A 19640-nucleotide genomic window follows, 5' to 3' on the forward strand; every position below is an offset into this window, starting at 1 on the left:
CATAAATTTCCCCACAAAATCACCTTACCCTGAACTTTTCATAGTGGCGTTATTATGCTAATCCAGGGGCTATGTGCATGAAATCTGAAGCCCCGACCACGACATATCTAAAAAACTATCGGCCGCCGGATTTTGTTATTACCCATTCTGATCTCGATATAACGCTGGGATTTGAAACCACTATCGTGCATGGCTGCCATAAAGTGGTCCGAAAAAATGCAGGCGCGAACAATCTGGAATTACACTGCGAGCTAATGGAGGTCCAGTCCATTGCGGTGAATGGAAATCAACTTGATTCCAGTCAGTTCAGCCAATCGGACACCCGCTTGACACTCTATGATGTGGGCCATGATGTGTCTGAATATTTTACACTGGACATCGTAAACACCATTGATCCGTCCCGAAATACGGCATTAAGCGGGCTTTACAAATCGGGCGATATGCTTTGCAGCCAATGCGAGGCGGAAGGTTATCGGCGGATTACCCCCGGCATCGATCGACCGGACAGCCTGGCAATTTATAAGGTGAAACTGAGTGCTGATAAATTGACATTTCCGGTTTTACTTTGTAACGGTAATCTGGTCGAGAGCGGTGATGATAAAAATTTTCACTATACGCTTTGGCACGACCCGTTCCCCAAGCCAACCTATTTATTCGCCATTGTTGCGGGAAAATTAAGTTGCCTCGAAGACCATTTTGAAACCATGAGCGGGCGTATTGTGAGCTTGAAGTTCTACGCGCGCGACCGGGATATCGAAAAATGTGATCACGCTATGGCATCTTTAAAGAACGCCATGCGCTGGGATGAGCAGGTTTATGGTCGGGAATATGATCTCGATCTGTTTAACGTAGTGGCCGTGGATGATTTCAATATGGGTGCGATGGAAAACAAGAGCCTGAATATTTTCAATGCCAAATACATATTGGCAGATTCGAAAATGGCAACGGACGACGATTTCCAAAATGTTGAAGGGGTTATCGGCCATGAATACTTTCACAACTGGTCGGGCAATCGAGTGACCTGCCGCGATTGGTTCCAATTGAGTCTAAAAGAGGGCTTCACCGTATTTCGCGATCAGGCGTTCAGCGCGGACATGGGCGGCCGCGGGGTCAAGCGTATCGATGATGTTAACGCTCTGCGCGCCCACCAGTTCAAGGAGGACGCCAGTCCGATGGCGCACCCGGTCCGTCCAGATTCTTACCAGGAAATTAACAATTTTTACACGGCTACGGTATATGAAAAAGGCGCTGAAGTGGTCAGAATGATTCATGCCTTGCTCGGCTCAGAGCGGTTTCGCAAAGGCACTGATTTTTATTTTGAGAAATTTGACGGCCAGGCAGTCACCACAGATGAGTTTGTCGGCGCCATGGAAACGGCAAGTGATCAAGATTTAACCCAATTCAAACGCTGGTATTCCCAGGCCGGCACACCGCGGGTAGAAGTCGAGACCCGCTTTGACAGCGACAACGCTTGCTACGAAATAAAAATGCGCCAGACCTGCCCGGCGACGCCCGGACAAGAATATAAGCAGCCCTTTGTCATTCCTATTAAAACTGCTTTATTCAGTGCGGCCGGTGAAAAACTGTTATTGAACGATGATGTCGATGAACTCACGTTAATCCTTGATAAACCCGAACAATCCTACAAAATTACCGGAATTGATAATTCACCCATACCCTCATTGCTAAGAGGATTCAGCGCACCTGTTGAGATGAATTTACCGCTCAGCGATGATCAACTGGAAACGCTTTTAACCCACGATGACGATCCGTTCAACCGTTGGGAGGCCGCTCAAAAACTGTTCTTAAAGCAACTTCTTGGCGATATTACCGATATTCAGAAAAACAGGCCCGGCCGTGAGAATGTACGACTCGCTCAAGTATTTAATGCGGTATTGAGTGTCGCCCTAAACGAAAAATTGACCGAAAATTCCAGTGCCTCCAGGGAGGGGGGAGATACGACCCCAAGGACGGGGGACGACTGCATGGATGCAGGAGGCAGAGCGACGCAGGAGGCCAAAGCCGACGACCGGGCTTTCCTCGCTAAATTGCTAGCGCTGCCCAATGCTGCCTATATTAGCGAGCAGATATCGCCCATCGATCCAGTAGCGATTGAATTATCAAGAAAGCAATTGAAAATCTTTCTGGCAACCTCAGCCAAGGATAAGTTGTTAGCTTGTTATCATCAATGTCAGTCTATGAATACAGGAAAACCAGACCCCGACGAAATGGCGGCGCGTAGTCTGCGGGATACCTGTCTGGATTATTTAAATACGCTGGATGATCATGAATCCCAATCGCTGAGTTTGAATCAATTGAAAAAATCTCGTTGTATGACAGATTCAGCGTCCGCAATCGCCTTTATCGCAAACTCGCTTCGTGACGACAAACAACAACTCCTGGACGATTTTTACCAGCAGTGGAAAGAAGAGCCGCTGGTAGTGGATATGTGGTTACGCACTCAGGCAACATTCGCCCACGACTCAACCTTACGCACCGTGAAAAAATTAACCGAACATCCTGGATTTGATTTTACCAACCCGAATAAAGTTTACGCGCTAATTTCAGGATTTACCCACGGCAATCCATTTTGTTTTCATGCCGATGATGGATCGGGTTATCAATTCATCATGCACTGGATCGAAAAACTAGATCCCATAAACCCGCAAGTTTCTGCAAGATTGGTCTCGGCCCTGAATGGCTGGAACAAATATAAATCGGGTATTCGGGACAAAATGAAAAAAACACTGGTGGAAATTTCGTCGTTGCCGAATCTATCGAACGATGTCGGCGAAATCGTCGAGAAGAATCTAGCCTGAAAAAGAGTCTGCGGTGCGGCTTGCGCCGTAAGGGTTTGATTTGTCTATCGTAGAGACAATATGATCTTCGTTACCGCATAAATTCATCGCCAGGCGGTCCGCCGCGTCCGTTACGATGCGGTATAATACTGACAAATTAACTCGACGCTGGAGGATACACAATGTTGCATGCCATTACCCACTGTACCATTCTGCCCCCCCTTGCGCCGTTCGCGTCGAATGGGGTGATGGGGCGCGAAATGACTTTCACGCCCTCATGTTGCGGGACAACTGCTTCTGCGATGAATGCTACGATCACACCATGGGCGAGCGGATTAAGCTCACGTCGTCCATAACGAGACCGAAAAATTCGCTAATTACCTTGCGTATGTCCGCGAAATCGTTTTCGACAGGGTGGCCGACATCAAGGTTTCCGCCGATGCCTACACTCAGGGCTTCACTGGCGTCGCCTTGCCCCCACACACCGACTGCTCTGGGTACCAATGGCCGCCGAACGTATTTCTATTCCACTGCTTGGAAAACGACGTGGAAGGCGGAGAGAGCGTTTATGTCGATGGCCAAATGGTGGTTGACCAACTACGGGAGAAGCACCCGCACCACCTCGACTTCTTGAGCAGCGCCCCCGTGGTGTTTCGACTCTACTCCAGGAACGCCGACACAACCACATCGGCGCCCACCATCATTTTGGATGAATGGGAAAAACTCCACATTATCCGGTACGTTAACTGGGCCGTCCAACCGCTGCGGATGTCGCTGCACGACACTGGTCGCTGCTATGCGGCCTACGACGCGATCAGCCAGTTGATTCACGCCCCTGAGAACCAACTGATTATCAGGGTTCGCCCGGGTGAAATGATGGTTGTGAACAACCATCGTGTGTTGCACGGCAGGAGCGTCTTTCGCGCGGAAACCGGGAGCCGGCATTTCCAACAGGTCTATATGGAAATGGACGACTTGCTGGGGCATCTGCGGAATCTGCGCGAAAAAGGCGCAGACTCATGAAAAGGAACATTCTGGCGATCGAATTCGCGTTTCTCGTCCTGTGGGGCTCGGGCTTCATCGGCGCGAAATACGGCTTGCCGCATGCGGGCACTTTTACGCTGCTGTTCTTTCGCTATCTGATACTGTCGGTCGTGCTGTTCGCTTGGCTGGCGGCGCGCGGACAGTTGCACTTCGGCGGCGGCACGCAAATTCGCCAGGCGGCGGTGATGGGGCTGCTGGCGCATTGTGTCTGGCTGGTCGCCGTGCTGGAGGCCATCAACCTCGGCGTCGCGCCGGGCATTGTCGCTTTGGTGGCCGCTTTGCAGCCGATGGTCACGGGGGTTGTCGTCGGTCCGATCCTCGATGAAAAAGTCAACCGCTGGCAATGGGCCGGGCTGTCGGCCGGCTTCCTCGGTGTGGTGTTCGTGGTCGCCGACCGCATCGGCGGCATCGGCGCAGTCGCGCCTTGGTGGGCTTACCTGCTTCCTTTTGTGTCCACCTTAAGTTTGACCGCGGCCACGGTCTATCAGCGCTCGCTGGAAATCAAATCACCCGAGGGATTCCTGCCGGTCATCAACAACCTGGCCGTGCAATGTGCGGCGACTGCGATTGTGCTGTTGCCCTTTGCGCTCTCGCTGGAGAACATGCAAGCCGATTGGAACGCCGACTTCCTGTTCGCCCTGGCCTGGCTGATATTCGTCGTCTCCCTCAGCGCATATGCCTTGCTGATTCTGTTAATCAAGAAATGCCCGGCAACCCGAGTCGCCAGTTTGCTTTACCTGACCCCGCCTGTGACCATGGTGATGGATTACCTCGCTTTCGGGAATGCGGTGACCAGAAACGGCATGATCGGCTTGGCGATTGCCGCCGTGGGAGTTTTCTGGGTGCACCGCGGTGAGGCCAAGCGGTCGGGGGAGCAATAGGGTTTTGCTGGCAGCTGAGTTACCCGGCAACGGCTATCCCCTGTCGTTTTTCTTCCTCATACACCTTGCGCCTTGCTCGCAAACTTGCCACTCCACGAGGGAAAATCAACATACATAATGGCGATCTAATAACGGTTCGCCAATTCCCGCCTGTGCATGTCGCCGTCTTAAATCAGCGGTTCACTAAATTAAACCACACCTATCCACCATGGCGCATATTTTCTCCAACGCACCTTTGTTTGCCTCAATAAGCTCTCTGCCTTCCGATCCATATTGATCTCTGATTACCGGGTCGTTAAGCAGCTTGACAATCACCTCGCAAAGTTCATCGCTGTCCATAACCTGGATGCCGGCTCCCTTTGCCAATACCAAATCAGAAATTTCCTGGAAATTAAACATATGCGGCCCAAATATGACAGCAACCCCCGCTGCGCAGGCTTCCAACACATTATGTCCGCCGATGGATACCAGACTACCGCCGATAAACGCAACATCACCTGCGGCGATGAGCAGCGTCAGCTCACCCATGGTATCGGCCACATAAATTTCAGTGTCTTGTGGAATCCCGGTATTGGATTGTGAGCGCAAAACAGTTTCGCATCCATAACCGACGGCTAACTTGAAAACCGCGGAAAATCGTTCCGGGTGACGAGGAACCAACACCAGCAATAAATTTTCAATCTCTTTGCGGGCTTTTAGATAAGCATCGATCACCTGCGATTCCTCGCCTTCATGGGTGCTGCCGGCCACCCAAACCGGCCGCTCCCATCCCAGATCGCGTCTGACAGACTGAGCGGCTTCGGTAACACTGGCAGGCAACGTCATTTCAAACTTGATGCTTCCAGTCACTTCAACGGTATCGGCGTTGGCGCCAATGTTAATCAAGCGCTCCGCATCCGCCTTGGCCTGAACTGCAAACCGGCTGACTTTTTTTAGCGTTGGAGCAAATAATTTTTTAAATCGCAAATACCCTTTATGAGATCTGGAGGACAATCTGACATTGGTATAGATCATTGGAATTTGCCGACTGTGGCATTCATTGATTAAATTTGGCCAGATCTCGGTCTCCATCACCATCGCCAATTGCGGTCGCACCGCATTCAAAAACCGCTTGACTGCCCCAGGATAATCGTAGGGTAAATAACAATGCTGCACGCTTTCCCCAAATACTTTGCGTACCCGGTCAGAACCGGTCGGCGTCATAGTGGTGATGGTAATTGCCTTGCCCGGAAAACTGGCCAGCAAGTTTTTCACTAATGGCACTGCGGCATTGACCTCGCCTACGGATACCGCGTGTATCCAGATGCCATCCGAATACGCATCTTCTTTAGCCGGATTATTTTTAACCTCCGGCAACAACAGATTAAATCCAAAGCGCTGAGATATTTTGGTCAGGTATTGCTTGTTGCGGCTAGTTCGATACAGCAATCGAATCACCACCACTGGCAAGGCGAAGTAAAGAGCAATTCTATAGAGCGTGAGCATGGTGATAACTGTAAGCCTGAGCGGAACAATAAAGATTGTTCGTGCTGTGCTAATTTCTGGTTAATCTGTGGCCTATTCCTTGGCCTATTCTCTGGCCCAGTCTCTGGGTTTGAGATAATAACGAATCAGGTTTTCTTCTTCGCTGCCCGGTTGCGGCTGCCAGTTATAGTGCCACTCCACTGCTGGCGGCATGGACATTAATATGGATTCCGTGCGTCCGGCTGACTGCAAACCAAAAATCGTTCCACGATCATAAATCAAGTTAAATTCCACATAACGACCTCGGCGATAGCATTGATAGCGTCTGTTAGCATCGTTGTACTTCATATGTCTTCGCCTTTCGACTATGGGCATATAGGCATCGAGAAAACTGTTGCCGACACTCTGCATCAATGAGAAAGATTCGGTAAAACCAAGTTCATTGAAATCATCGAAAAACAACCCGCCTATTCCTCTAGGCTCGTTTCTGTGCGTTATAAAAAAATATTGGTCACACTGTGCCTTGAATTTATCATAAAAATCCGGATTAAATTTATCGCAAGCTGCTTTGGCCGTTTGATGCCAGTGTTTGCAATCTTCCGCAAACCCATAATATGGCGTTAAGTCATACCCGCCTGCAAACCACCAGACAGGATGACTTGATTCAGGGTCGGCGATGAAAAAACGCACATTCATATGCGCGCTCGGCACAAACGGATTCAACGGATGCATAACCACAGATACGCCGGCAGCCTCAAACGGCTTACCCGCTATATGGTCTCTGGATGCGGTTGCCGCAGCGGGCAAACTATTTCCTTTGATGTGAGAGAAATTAACCCCGCCTTTTTCAAATACCTGACCATTTTCTATCATCCGGGTAATTCCGCCACCGCCAGTTTCATATGTCCATCGGTCCTGATGGAAAGGCAGTTCTGGATTAAATTCCTGAAATCGGTCGCAACATTGAATTTGCAATTGCTTTAAAAAGACGGCTACCTGATTAACATCTGGATGCTCATTTGCAACAGTCAACAATCTACACCCACTTTAAATGACTAGTTTCTGAGGTATTCACCGGTTATGCCATCACGGATAACGGTGGGTGAACTCGCGTAACCAATCGATCCTTCCATAATACAATCAATCTCATCACCAAATTGTTGGTCAACCGCCGTAGCGGAGCGCAAGATTGAGCGGCGGGATCGATTCGCGCTGGTGGAAACGACAGCCATGCCAGCAGCACGACACAGCGCTTTGACCTGATGGTGCCTCGAAACTCGCACAGCAATCGTGGGATGATTTCCACGCAGCCAGCGGGAAACGCTTTGTCTAGCAGGCAGCACCCAGGTATAAGGTCCAGGCCAACCTGCCAGAAATTCATCGGTAAACTCTTGCGGCAGAGGCTTCAAAAAACGGCGTAATCTGCATAGATGATCGGCTATTAAAATTAATCCTTTATGCTTGCTTCTTCGTTTAATTTGGAGAATGCGGCGCAGTGCGCCATGATTTTCAGGATCGCAACCCAGGCCATAACATGATTCTGTAGGGTAAGCGACCACGCCACCCTGGCGCACAATATTCGCCGTTTCCAGGGCCGAGGCGAGGATCAACTTTTGCTCAATTCGCCGTTGTTTAATCCCGCCATGTATAATTCCATCTTGTCTCATTATTTCTGGTTTCATTCTTCCTTGTTTAATTCCAGTTGCAGCCTGGCATCTTTGCGCCTTATTTGTTCGGCGTTTTCTTCCCTTTCGGCTTGAATTCTCTTATCTATTCCTTGATCTGATAGCGCCAAAATCTGCGCCGCCAGATACCCCGCATTTTTCGCACCGGCCTTGCCAATTGCCATACTGGCCACCGGGATGCCGCCTGGCATTTGCACCGTGGACAATAACGCATCCTGACCGTTTAGCGGCCCGCCGTCCATGGGCACACCAATGACCGGTTTTATGGTTAAACCCGCTACAACACCCGCCAGATGGGCCGCCAGCCCAGCCGCAGCGATGAATATGGCACAGCCTCTTTGCTCGGCGTCTTTTACGTAGTCATGGGTCGCTTTCGGAGTTCGGTGCGCCGAAGTGATTTTCGCTTCCCAGGGGACCTTCAGTTTGTCCAGCACCTGAAACGTGGATTGCATAACCGGCAAATCGGAATCAGACCCCATTAAAACGGCGACGAAAGGTTTTGTCATATGGATTTTGTCATGATGAGTAGCGTAAATATTTCTTGGTCAGTAGATTGTTTAAGCGGATCTATGCCGGGTTGGCAGATGTAGCTTAATCATTAACACCACGATGTTCAACCCCAGATAACGCATCAGGTAACGCAATGGCCATCCTGATTTTAGGGCGCTGAGAATTTTGCGGTTCAAAAAGTTTGGGGCCGTTAACATTTTATTGCCTGTTTTATTGCCCGGTGTCCAATATCATCCCGGTACCAGCAGCCTTCCCAATGCACGGATTTCGCTAACGCATAGGCGCGCCGCTGAGCATCTTCAATTTCGTTGCCCAACGCAGTGGCGCACAGCACCCTGCCCCCGGCGGTAATGACTTTCCCATTCTCCGATTTGGTGCCCGCATGGAATATTTTAACACCCTCGTCCACACCATCATATGCCGACTCCAAACCCTTGATTATTTGCCCTTTGTCATGTGCATTCGGATATCCATTGGCGGCAATCACTACGCCGAGTGCCGAACGAGCATCCCAGGTTGCTATTTGTTGATCGAGCTTGCCGTCCAAAGCAGCCAGGCACAGCGCCACAAGATCCGATTTCAGCCGCATCATGATGGGCTGTGTTTCGGGGTCGCCCAAACGGCAGTTGTACTCCAGAACTTTTGCAATGCCATCGCTGTCAATCATCACCCCGGCGTACAAAAATCCAGTATAGGGAATACCTTCGGCTGCAAGACCGGCAACGGTGGGCTGCAAAATTTGCCGCATAATCGCGGCATGTATTTTTTCACCAATAACGGAGGCAGGAGAATATGCGCCCATTCCCCCGGTATTCGGACCCGTGTCACCGTTGAACGCCGCCTTATGATCCTGACTCGAAGCCATGGCTAAAATATGCTCACCGTCCACCATGCAGATAAAGCTGGCTTCCTCTCCCTTCAGAAACTCTTCAATAACCACCCGATTGCCGGCCTGGCCAAATCGATTTTTGAATAACATGTCGGTTATGGCTTTTTTACCTTGTTGCAGGGTATCGGCAATAATAACGCCTTTGCCGGCAGCTAATCCGTCCGCTTTGATTACTGCCGGCAATCCAACTGACCGTAGATATTCCAAGGCCGGCGATAACGCGGTAAAACTTTTATAAGCGGCGGTGGCAATAGCGTGTCTGGACAGAAATTCCTTGGCAAAGGTTTTTGATCCTTCCAGTTGCGATGCTTTTTGCGAGGGCCCAAAGCATTTTAGCCCGGCCTGTTGAAACCGGTCGACAATCCCGTTCACCAGCGGCCCTTCGGGGCCAATAATTGTCAGTTCAATTTTGGCATGCTCGGCAAAACCAATCAGGCGGTCGAAATCATCTGTCGATATACTGACATTACATATACCGGGTTCGTTATCGGTTCCGGCGTTACCCGGCGCAACATAAACTGTGGTAACGCGAGGAGACTGACTTATTTTCCATGCCAATGCATGCTCACGTCCACCGCTGCCGACAACCAATACTTTCATTTTATCTGCCTCTAATCAGGACAATCATGGGATGATTATTGGCTGAAGAACATCATCGTCGGTTTTGAAAATCCGGTCTGGTCCAGCAGAAATTAAAACATACCGATCGACTTGCTGCTCAATACGAATTTCATTACCCCACCCATCGTTGATTTCGCCTGTATTGAGTCGGTCAATGAATATTGAAATAACCGGCTGCGTTTGTGTCGACTGAGTGTGTTGCGCGTTATCGGTAAGCAGCAAAATTTTAAACGATGTCGCCAAGACGCTTAAAATCAGGGAAGTCCGGGCAAGTCTTGATTTCTCGGCAACGTCTTTAAGCATTGAGCCATTTCCCCGAATCTGGGTTCCCGAGCCTGGCAATACATCTTGGATTTGCTCACCGTATTCCGCCAGAAACCGGGTGGTGACATAATTGCTGACCAACATGGTCGAAACCAGGGCAATTAAGATGCCGCCCCAAACCGCCCGTTTGCTGACCCCGCCTTTGTCTAAATAATGTTGCTCGGCCTGCGGATATTCCATGACCTGGTTGACGGCAGTTGCCGCTACCCTAAAATATAGATAATTAGCAAGCAAGGGCCATATAAATACCCAAACAAGGTAAACGAAACCAGGGCTTACCCATAACATCAACCCGGTCCCGCCAATCGCATGAATCACCGCCCATAACCACATTTTTCGATAAAGCGCCCAAAAAAAGAAATAGAAAAATGCGGGCCAGTGCCAGGTAATTTTAAATGCGGGTTTGAGGGGATTGCCGAATTTACTGAACTGCTGTTGATAATAGTCCGTATTACTTTTGACAAACCGCATCAGCAAGACCTGGAGTTTTTCCTTGCTTGACTGCCGAGGCTCCTCGTCGCTGGCCGATGACTCGTCTGCGGTTGATTCTGTTGCAATTTCAGTTTCAGGAATTTCCTCTATTGAGCATTGCGCGCCTGCCTTGCGAATGTTGTTGCAAATTATTTCCGCTTGATCTTTGTCGTATTGTTTTTTTAGCGGCACTGAATTTCCCGTCAATAAATTCTCCATGGCGCTGGCCCTTGAGTTAAACAAGTTCGCAAGTCCCTGGACAACCTCTCGACGATCGCATTCAGGCATAACGTTGCCGTTGATTATCACCCGGTACTTTGATCGTGACACCACCCTGCTCCTCTTTCTGGTTAATGCCGAAATTAATGCCTGAAATGTCGTATTCCGGTATAAATCATTGCCATATCATGTTCGTTCGCAGCCGCAATGACTTCATCATCGCGCATCGAGCCTCCGGGCTGAATAACCGCCCTGATGCCCACCGATGCGGCATTATCGAGACCATCCCGAAAGGGGAAAAACGCATCCGATGCCATGACTGCATTTTTAACTTTGAGTCCGGCGTGTTGCGCTTTAATAGCCGCAATCCGCGCCGAATTCACTCGACTCATTTGTCCCGCGCCGATACCGATGGTCATTTGATTCGATGCGTAAATTATTGCATTGGATTTGACAAATTTTGCAACTTTCCATGCAAACAATAAATCCTGCATTTCCGTGTCGCTGGGTGAGCGGTTTGTAACCAAATCCAGGGTATCAAAAAGTTTAGCGTCCTTCTCCTGGATCAGCAGTCCACCGTTGACTTTTTTGAAATCCAACTGCTCACTGCCAAACGCCTTGCTATCCGATGCCATGCTATCCCATGCCCCGGTTTCAAGCGCTCTCAGGTTTTGTTTTTCCGCCAGCAGGTCGCGTGCCTCTCCGGGTATTTCAGGGGCAACGATGACTTCAACAAACTGCCGGGCAATAATTTCCTTTGCCGTTTCCGCTTCCAGGGTTGAATTAAATGCGATGATGCCGCCGAAAGCGGATTCTGCATCAGTGCGATATGCTCGTTGATAAGCCAGTAGTTGATTATCCGCGCGGGCAACACCGCACGGATTTGCGTGTTTGACGATGACACAAGCGGCGCTTCCCGCAAATTGTTTAACGCATTCTATCGCCGTGTCGGTATCCGCTATGTTGTTATAGGACATCTCCTTTCCCTGAAGCTGAATCGCGTTTGAAACACTTGGGACACTCAGGTTAAGGGGCTCGGCGCCGGTCTCCGTTTCGACATAAAATGCCGCCCGTTGATGCGGGTTTTCCCCATAGCGCATTGCTTGTTTTTTGGTATATTGGCTGCTAAACGTTCTTGGAAAAAAGGTGCCTGGAAATTTGCCTGAAAATTTGGTGTGCTCGCTATCTTCAGTCCACTTTCCCAGATAGTTTGCGACCACGCCGTCGTACACGGCAGTGTGTTCAAAGGCTTTTACCGCTAGATCGAATCGCAGCACTCTGGAAATTTTGCCATGGTTAGTTTTAAGCTCGGACAAGATTCTCGCATAATCGCCTACATCCACGACCACCGTTACCTCAGCATAATTTTTCGCCGCCGCTCTTAACATCGCGGGACCGCCGATGTCGATGTTTTCCATGGCTAAATCTAGTGTGCAATCCGATTTGGCAATGGTTTGTTGAAAAGGATACAAGTTGACCACCACTAAATCAATGGGCGCAATTTGATTCGACTGCATGACTTCGCTGTCTTTTTCCCGTCTACCCAATATGCCGCCATGAATTTTCGGGTGCAAGGTCTTGACCCGACCATCCATAATTTCGGGAAATCCAGTATGGTCGCTGACCTCTATAACGGCAATGCCTTGGCCAGATAACAAACTTGCAGTCCCGCCGGTTGATAGAATTTCAATTCCAAACTGGTTCAGGGATGTGGCGAATTTCACGATTTCGCGCTTGTCGGAAACGCTGATCAACGCACGGCCAACGGGGTGTGTCATAGGATTTATTCCAGTCTTAAAACAGGAGGCAACCAGCCCAGAATATCAGGGTGCGCCATGGGTGCTAAAATACATTATTGGCGAGAATATAATTTTCTTAGGCGACACGGCATTAAGCCAATAGATCGAATTTGGTCAAAACAATCTGAGTTTATGACGATATTGATTCAGTCACAATATCTACTACAAATCCAACCGCCTTTTCGTGTGGTCGCGCAAGATTAAAAACAATTGACGCAAGTTCACCTTGTCCAATCATATTGCCACTCATATTATTAGCGCCATTCGACAAATACAACTCAGGGGGAAATGTTCGCCTGCCGACCACCCGGCCACCCCGGTCGGTAAGCGTTAACTGTAAGTAGGGATAAGGTTGGGCAAATTTGGCTTCATTAACCAACTTCACGGTAACTCTCAAGGCACCAGGTTCGGTGGGATGGAGATCAATCCTGGTATGGGTCAGCGTGAATTGAAAAGAGCCTTGACGAGGCGAGAGGTCACACCCTGCAATTTTACAAAAACCAGCGAGGTATTTACGGTATGTCTGGTCCTGGGCATATCGCTCTACGAAGAAATACTTAACCTGCATACCCAGTAAAAATACAAAACCTATGACCACAATCAACCAGATAAAAGTCACAAATGGATTGGCGCTGTCGTTGATGTATTGCTCGACTCTATTGCTGCTCATTCTACCTAGGGTAGTATCCTCCAGAGTCGAATTTTGAAACGGCGAACTCGCCGATGAGCCTGACGATTCTTGATCAACATCTTTGGAATCAATTTTCAGGTCGATGAATTCAAATTCTTTATTGTGCATGCTCTCGGGCCTGCTATTGGACTCAATCTGGCATGCTTCGGTCAGCGAGTCATACGAATCCGCTTGTTCGGGCCAATCCTCCCGGTCAGGATCAAAATCCAAAGGCACAATGGTTGGCGCTTTAGCGTTGCCGTAGTTTTCATATGGCGCCTTCAATCGTTCATGGTCTTGTTTGCCGCCATGATCTTTATCGGCATGAACATCGATGGAATCGGCTACGCGATGTTCAAATGGATATTCTACTCCACTAATTTCAATGCCTTTACTCTCATTTTGAGCGCGCTTTATATTCAATTTCGAGGGCCGGGATTTTTCCCCCGACTCTCCCTCGTCATTGCCACTCATGAATTGAGAATTAACTTCTTCATGCAACCGCTCCTCCGACCCGACCGTAACAAAACCATTCTCGGTTTTTTGCATCAGGTTGGTATTGGCATCAAAGACTTCCTGACATGCTCCACATCTGACCATTCCAGCACATTGATTGAGTTTTTCATCTGCCAATATAAAAACCTCATCACATTTCGGGCAACCACAATAGCGACTGTTCAATCGATTATTCACCAGATATTTATTTCTTCAGTTTTTTTCGAGAGGTGTTTTTCAACAGGGTTTTTTCAAGATAATGTATGTCACATCCGCCTTTGATAAATTTGGAATCCTGGACCAATTCACGATGTAGCGGCAAGTTTGTTTTAATTCCGTCTATCACCATCTCCTGCAAGGCGCCGTTCATTCGAGTCAGCGCCTCGCTGCGATGCATACCATGGGTAATAATTTTCCCAATCATAGAGTCATAATAAGGCGGCACTGTATAATTGCTGTAAACATGAGAATCAACCCGAACCCCTGGACCGCCTGCCATATGGTATTGGGAAATTCGACCCGGACAAGGCAAAAACGTTTTTGGGTCTTCCGCATTAATCCGACATTCAAAGGCATGTCCGCGGAAATGAATATCGGCTTGAGCAAATCTAAGTTTCTCGCCGTCCGCAACACGGATTTGTTCCTGTAAAAGATCGATGCCGGTAATCATTTCGGTAACCGGATGTTCCACCTGGATGCGCGTATTCATTTCGATAAAGAAGAATTCCCCCCCTTGGTAAAGAAATTCAAAGGTGCCCACGCCCCGATATCCAATTTGCATACATGCTTGCACACAACACCAACCCATTTCATTGCGTTGTTGGTCGGTTACTCCCGGTGCCGGCGCCTCTTCTATGACTTTTTGATGACGTCTTTGCATGGAACAATCGCGATCGCCGAGATGAACTGCGTTACCGAAGGCGTCCGCAAGCACCTGAAATTCTACATGCCTGGGTTTTTCCAGAAACCTCTCCATATACAAAACACCGTTTCCAAAGGCCGCTTGCGCTTCTTTTCTGGTGGCGTGAATTGATTCCAATAACTCGGCTTCTCTACGCACCACCCGCATACCCTTACCGCCGCCGCCACCGCTGGCTTTTATCATTAGCGGAAAACCAATTTTTCTGGCGATCTTGATAATTTCATCAGTACCTTCCGGTATCGGCCCATCAGAACCAGGAACACATGGCACGCCGGCGGCGCGCATAGCGGCAATGGCTGAAATTTTGTCGCCCATTGTGCGAATAGTTTTTGCACTGGGTCCCACAAAAATAAATCCGCTTTGTTCGACTTGTTCCGCAAAGTCCGCATTTTCAGAAAGAAATCCATAGCCTGGATGAACTGCATTCGCCTGGGTAACCTCAGCCGCGGCAATTACCGAAGCAATATTCAAGTAACTTTCCGCGGCCGGCGGCGGGCCGATGCAAACCGATTCATCGGCCAGACGAACATATTTTGAATCGCGGTCTGCTTCGGAATACAGCGCCACAGTTAGAATTTCCAATTGACGGCACGCGCGTAAAATCCGTAGTGCAATTTCACCACGGTTCGCTATAACCAGCTTTTTGATCTGATTGGTCATGCCTGATTGGTCATGCCTGATCATATGGTGCACTTTTAGATTATTCTATTAGAAATAGCGGTTCGCCAAACTCAACCGGGTCACCACTGGATTTGTAGATTGCTTTGACAATCCCGGTAATATCCGCTTCCAACTGGTTAAAAGTTTTCATTGCTTCAATGATGCACAGGATATCCCCGGGTTTAACAACAGAGCCAATAGTGACATAAGGATCCAAATCCGGTGACGCTGATTCGTAAAATGTGCCAACCATAGGAGATTTAACCGCACTACCGATGATTTCAACCTGAGACTGCCCGGTCTCAATATCCTGACGCGCGCTGGCCGGCTGATCGGTGATAACTCGATCTGTCGTAATATGCGCGGTGGCAGGGTGTGGTTGCGCCACCGCTGGGGAATATGCCGCCCTGCTCAATCGAATCGTGCTATCCCCTTCAGTAATTTCCATTTCCACCAGTGCCGACGACTCCAGCAATTCAATCAACTTTTTAACTTTTCGTAAATCCATGTTTTTGTCTCTCGGTTTTTGTCTCGCCGTTAGCGCTCGTCTTCGAACCAATACCCATATTCACGTTTGAATAGCCGTTTTCGCTTCTCGTCATCTTGAACGCTTGGATGCCAATTTGGGTGTTTGCACAACGATGCGATGTGCGCGTCCCATCCGCCTCGCGAGCCGTGAAAGATTTTCGCACATCCCGGAATTGGGCAGGGATACTCACGCTCCCGGCGCAAATAATCCACCGCCGCAATGTAGGCGAACTCATATCCGTGCGCGCCCAGTCCGGCAATCACGCCTTCCGCGATATCTGAAAAATAAGATGTACTACGAAAAGGCTCGCGCGCATACACATTTGATAAGTGAACCTCAATAAACGGAATCCCTGCCGCCGACAGCGCGTCGCGCATGGCCACGCTGGTGTGGGTAAACGCCGCTGGATTGATAATAATAAAATCCACATTCTGGTTTGCGGCCTGTTGAATCCAATCCACTAAATGGTTTTCTGCGTTACTTTGCTTGCACGCCAGTTCATGGTAATCGGCTTCAATCAGTCGGGTAAGATTGTCATTTATTTCTTTCAAACTGACACGGCCATAGTGCTCGGGCTGCCGGGAGCCCAGCAGATTCAAATTTGGTCCGTGAAGCACGAGAAATTTAGCCATGATGTCAGATTGTATTGGTTTCAGCCGAGATTATCTCAAAATTACGATTTACGGTCCAGTTCGGCGAGGTTCACCGAATTTTATGGAATTTATGGCATTATAACCGATTATTCCGAAACAGCAAATCCTTATATTAATCGCCGAAAATCCGCTTATCAAACAATCACACCGGCAGCGCAGTGGTGTATTTTATTTGTTCCATGGCGAATGTCGAGGTTACATTGGATAACGCGATGCGGTCGATTATTTTCTTGTAGAGATCATCAAAGGCTGGAATATCCGACACCACCGCTCGCAGCAGGTAATCCACTTCGCCGCTCATGCGATAGATTTCCATGATTTCTGGAATCGAGGACATTTCAAATGCAAATTTCTCGCTCCAGGCGGTATTGTGCTGGTCGGTCATAACAGCAATAAAAACCGTGACCCCGGCATCCACTTTCTCCGGGTTAAGCAGTGCCACTCGCGCGCGAATGATTCCCTGCTGCTCCATGCGTTGAATCCGTTTCCAACAAGGCGTCGGGGACAGATGAACTTTCTCGGCAATTTCCTTGATGGTCATACTGGCATCTCGTTGTAGATAATACAAAATTTTACGATCTACCTTGTCTATAGTATTTTTTTCTAGTTTTTTCATTTTATAGGATATATGTACTCTGTAAATCGACAATATAGCATATTAACAGTATTATTTTCTAATTAGTCTTGTTTATTCTCAATTAGTTTTCTACACTTTCCTTCCCGAAATTAAGTCCAGCTTGATTAAAGATGGTGAACGAACATGTATCAATATAGCGACCAAGAAAGACAGTTTCTGCATCAGCGTGCCAGCCAATTTCAGGGCCAGGTCACCCGCTTCAATGCGGGCACACTGGATAGCGATCGCTTTACCCAACTTCGATTGCGAAATGGGCTGTACGAGCAACGCCACGCGCACATGCTGCGGGTTGCTATCCCATATGGTCAGCTGAACAGCGCGCAATTAGCCAAACTCGCCCATATCGCCCGAAAATACGACAGAGGCTACGGGCATTTTACGACACGCCAAAATATTCAATACAACTGGCCCGAACTCGATGATGTTCCGGCAATTCTGCATGAACTCGCCGAAGTCGATATGCATGCTATCCAAACCAGCGGAAGTTGTATCAGAAATATAACCTCCGACCATCTGGCCGGTGTATCCAGCGACGAATACGAAGACCCGAGACCGTGGTGCGAACTGTTGCGACAATGGTCTACCCTCCATCCCGAATTTAACTGGCTACCCAGAAAATTCAAATTTGCGGTGACCGGCGCGAAGAATGATCGAGCGGCGATCCAGTTTCATGACATCGGCATTCGCATTGTTAAAAACAGCGACAACGAAGTTCGTTTTAAAATTTATGTCGGCGGTGGCATGGGTCGAACCCCGGTCATTGGCAAGTTAATTCATGATGACCTGCCGGCCTCAGAATTGCTGAGTTATCTCCAGGCCATTATGCGGGTATATAACAAATATGGTCGTCGAGATAATAAATATAAAGCCAGAATTAAAATTCTGGTTAATGCACTTGGCATCGAAAAGTTTTCTGAAAAGGTTAACCAAGCCTGGACTGCTTCCAAAAAAGGCGCGCCCGCACCAACCCCAGCAGTAACCCCAGAATTGACCAACCGACAAATCAACCATGCCAAATCATTTTTCACCAAGAAATTAGGGAGCGGTCGCAATGTGGACAACACCCTGATTCCAGTCGCCAATCCTGCTTTTATGAACTGGCGCAAGCACAACAATACCGGACATGCCTTAGCAGGCTATGTCGTGGTCCACGTCTCGTTAAAAGCGCAAGGCGAAGCACCCGGTGACCTTGACGCAGATATCATGGAACAACTCGCCCATATCACCAGAGATTACAGTGAAGACGAGATACGGGTAACCCATGAGCAAAACCTGGTGCTGCCATATGTTAAGCGCAGCGATTTATTTACCGTGTGGCACAAGTTGAACGAGCTTAACCTAGCCACACCGAATATCGGCAAACTAACCGATATGATTGCCTGTCCCGGATTGGATTTTTGTTCTCTGGCAAACGCCGGCACGCTCTCGCTGGCCAAAGAAATCAGCGACCGCATGGCTGATTTCGACCGGCTTTATCAAATTGGCGACATCAAACTTAAAATGTCAGGTTGCATGAATGCCTGCGGACACCACCACGCCGGACACATCGGCATACTGGGCGTGGATAAAAAAGGCCAGGAATGGTATCAATTAACACTAGGCGGTTCCGCCGAAAACGACGCGCGAATCGGTCAAAGACTTGGCCCCTCAGTAGCAAAAACCGCATTGGTGGATGCCATTGAGAATATTGTAGAAACCTACCTGGAACAGCGCCAGGCTGATGAATCATTTCTCGAAACGGTGATTCGAACCGGGGTTTCCCCTTTCCAGGAAAACCTATATGCAAATCATAAAAAATCGCCAGATTATCGACAGTCCGTGGCTGCTTGAGCCAGATCAGCTTGATTCAGAACCTGGACTCGACCAACCGCATCGAGTGCCTTCGGTTGAAGATGAATCGCGTCCCAGATTAGTCTCAGTGCGCCATTGGTTAGAGATTCGCAACCCCATCAATGGACAACATGGCAATGGCCCTGGCAAGAGACACAGCGACCATCTGGGCATTTACTTAGATGCAGACGACTCAGTTTCGTCAATCGCCGAATATCTCGATTCCATTCCCGTCATTGCCATTATATTTGGAAGCTTTACTGAAGGTCGCGGCTATTCCCAAGCTGTGGAACTACGGCAGCAACACCACTATCAAGGGGAAATCAGAGCAATCGGCGCTGCGGTCGATAATCTGTCACTTATGGAACGATGCGGCATCAACGCATTTCAGCTAACCGCCGACGACCCGGAGCGGGACCTGGAGCATGACTTGAAGCAGGCATTGTCATTTTTCACCGAAATCGATACGGTATATCCTTATAATTAAAATTCATAATTAAAATTCGGACTCAAGGACAACCTGTAACACGGATGGCTTG

Annotated in this window: 17 protein-coding genes and 1 pseudogene; 5 read left to right on the top strand and 13 right to left on the bottom strand. The window is 48.8% G+C overall.

What is annotated here, in order from left to right; genetic code table 11:
• Positions 1-77 precede the first annotated feature (77 nt).
• On the top strand, positions 78-2819 hold the full coding sequence (gene pepN / locus ACPXXB_RS09960) for an aminopeptidase N (protein ID WP_423907084.1): 2742 nt from the start codon (positions 78-80) through the stop codon (positions 2817-2819).
• Between the two features lie 294 nt (positions 2820-3113).
• On the opposite strand, the gene ACPXXB_RS09965 is transcribed toward pepN, so the two are convergent.
• Positions 3114-3302, bottom strand: coding sequence for a hypothetical protein (locus ACPXXB_RS09965; protein WP_423911224.1), 189 nt, complete (start codon positions 3300-3302; stop codon positions 3114-3116).
• On the opposite strand from ACPXXB_RS09965, the gene ACPXXB_RS09970 reads away from it, so the two are divergent.
• Both ACPXXB_RS09970 and ACPXXB_RS09975 read left to right on the top strand, forming a co-directional pair.
• Entirely contained in the window at positions 3213-3821 is a 609-nt protein-coding gene (locus ACPXXB_RS09970; protein WP_423907085.1) for a TauD/TfdA family dioxygenase, read from the top strand. The genes ACPXXB_RS09965 and ACPXXB_RS09970 overlap by 90 nt on opposite strands.
• Positions 3818-4723, top strand: coding sequence for a DMT family transporter (locus ACPXXB_RS09975; RefSeq protein ID WP_423907087.1), 906 nt, complete (start codon positions 3818-3820; stop codon positions 4721-4723). The genes ACPXXB_RS09970 and ACPXXB_RS09975 overlap by 4 nt, the downstream gene beginning before the upstream one ends.
• 183 nt (positions 4724-4906) lie before the next feature.
• Here ACPXXB_RS09975 and waaA read toward each other — a convergent pair whose 3' ends face one another.
• The 12 genes and pseudogenes from waaA to ACPXXB_RS10035 all read right to left on the bottom strand — a co-directional run bounded on the left by waaA (position 4907) and on the right by ACPXXB_RS10035 (position 17250).
• The gene (waaA, locus tag ACPXXB_RS09980; protein WP_423907089.1) at positions 4907-6208 is read right to left on the bottom strand and encodes a lipid IV(A) 3-deoxy-D-manno-octulosonic acid transferase; all 1302 of its coding nucleotides are present in this window, start codon (positions 6206-6208) and stop codon (positions 4907-4909) included.
• Positions 6209-6292: 84 nt separating this feature from the next.
• A complete protein-coding gene (hemF, locus tag ACPXXB_RS09985; protein WP_423907091.1) occupies positions 6293-7219 on the bottom strand; it encodes an oxygen-dependent coproporphyrinogen oxidase in 927 nt (308 codons plus the stop codon).
• Between the two features lie 23 nt (positions 7220-7242).
• Positions 7243-7869 carry an L-threonylcarbamoyladenylate synthase gene (locus ACPXXB_RS09990; RefSeq protein ID WP_423907093.1) on the bottom strand — a complete coding sequence of 209 codons (627 nt, stop codon included), beginning with the start codon at positions 7867-7869 and terminating at the stop codon, positions 7243-7245.
• The gene (purE, locus tag ACPXXB_RS09995) at positions 7866-8378 is read right to left on the bottom strand and encodes a 5-(carboxyamino)imidazole ribonucleotide mutase (RefSeq protein ID WP_423907095.1); all 513 of its coding nucleotides are present in this window, start codon (positions 8376-8378) and stop codon (positions 7866-7868) included. The genes ACPXXB_RS09990 and purE overlap by 4 nt, the downstream gene beginning before the upstream one ends.
• A gap of 194 nt (positions 8379-8572) precedes the next feature.
• Positions 8573-9871, bottom strand: a complete 1299-nt coding sequence (gene purD, locus ACPXXB_RS10000; protein ID WP_423907096.1) for a phosphoribosylamine--glycine ligase — start codon at positions 9869-9871, stop codon at positions 8573-8575.
• A gap of 24 nt (positions 9872-9895) precedes the next feature.
• The gene (locus tag ACPXXB_RS10005) at positions 9896-11017 is read right to left on the bottom strand and encodes a DUF2628 domain-containing protein (protein WP_423907098.1); all 1122 of its coding nucleotides are present in this window, start codon (positions 11015-11017) and stop codon (positions 9896-9898) included.
• A gap of 32 nt (positions 11018-11049) precedes the next feature.
• Positions 11050-12684 carry a bifunctional phosphoribosylaminoimidazolecarboxamide formyltransferase/IMP cyclohydrolase gene (gene purH, locus ACPXXB_RS10010; RefSeq protein WP_423907099.1) on the bottom strand — a complete coding sequence of 545 codons (1635 nt, stop codon included), beginning with the start codon at positions 12682-12684 and terminating at the stop codon, positions 11050-11052.
• A 151-nt stretch (positions 12685-12835) separates the two neighbouring features.
• Positions 12836-14068: a zinc-ribbon and DUF3426 domain-containing protein gene (locus tag ACPXXB_RS10015; protein ID WP_423907101.1), complete on the bottom strand. Its 1233-nt coding sequence runs from the start codon at positions 14066-14068 to the stop codon at positions 12836-12838.
• Between the two features lie 7 nt (positions 14069-14075).
• A complete protein-coding gene (accC, locus tag ACPXXB_RS10020; protein ID WP_423907103.1) occupies positions 14076-15452 on the bottom strand; it encodes an acetyl-CoA carboxylase biotin carboxylase subunit in 1377 nt (458 codons plus the stop codon).
• A 40-nt stretch (positions 15453-15492) separates the two neighbouring features.
• Positions 15493-15960 (bottom strand): acetyl-CoA carboxylase biotin carboxyl carrier protein, encoded by a 468-nt coding sequence (accB, locus tag ACPXXB_RS10025; RefSeq protein WP_423907105.1) that lies wholly within the window; start codon positions 15958-15960, stop codon positions 15493-15495.
• A gap of 221 nt (positions 15961-16181) precedes the next feature.
• Positions 16182-16613: pseudogene (aroQ, locus tag ACPXXB_RS10030) on the bottom strand (type II 3-dehydroquinate dehydratase); the annotation flags it as partial.
• 163 nt (positions 16614-16776) lie between these two features.
• Positions 16777-17250: an Lrp/AsnC family transcriptional regulator gene (locus ACPXXB_RS10035; RefSeq protein WP_423907107.1), complete on the bottom strand. Its 474-nt coding sequence runs from the start codon at positions 17248-17250 to the stop codon at positions 16777-16779.
• Between the two features lie 144 nt (positions 17251-17394).
• Between ACPXXB_RS10035 and ACPXXB_RS10040 the strand changes: the two genes are divergently transcribed.
• Positions 17395-19101: a nitrite/sulfite reductase gene (locus tag ACPXXB_RS10040; RefSeq protein ID WP_423907109.1), complete on the top strand. Its 1707-nt coding sequence runs from the start codon at positions 17395-17397 to the stop codon at positions 19099-19101.
• Positions 19052-19588: a DUF934 domain-containing protein gene (locus ACPXXB_RS10045; protein WP_423907110.1), complete on the top strand. Its 537-nt coding sequence runs from the start codon at positions 19052-19054 to the stop codon at positions 19586-19588. The genes ACPXXB_RS10040 and ACPXXB_RS10045 overlap by 50 nt, the downstream gene beginning before the upstream one ends.
• Positions 19589-19640 lie beyond the last annotated feature (52 nt).

This window comes from Candidatus Spongiihabitans sp., assembly GCF_965237845.1.
In the GTDB taxonomy this organism is placed as follows: Bacteria; Pseudomonadota; Gammaproteobacteria; order Arenicellales; family Poriferihabitantaceae; genus Spongiihabitans.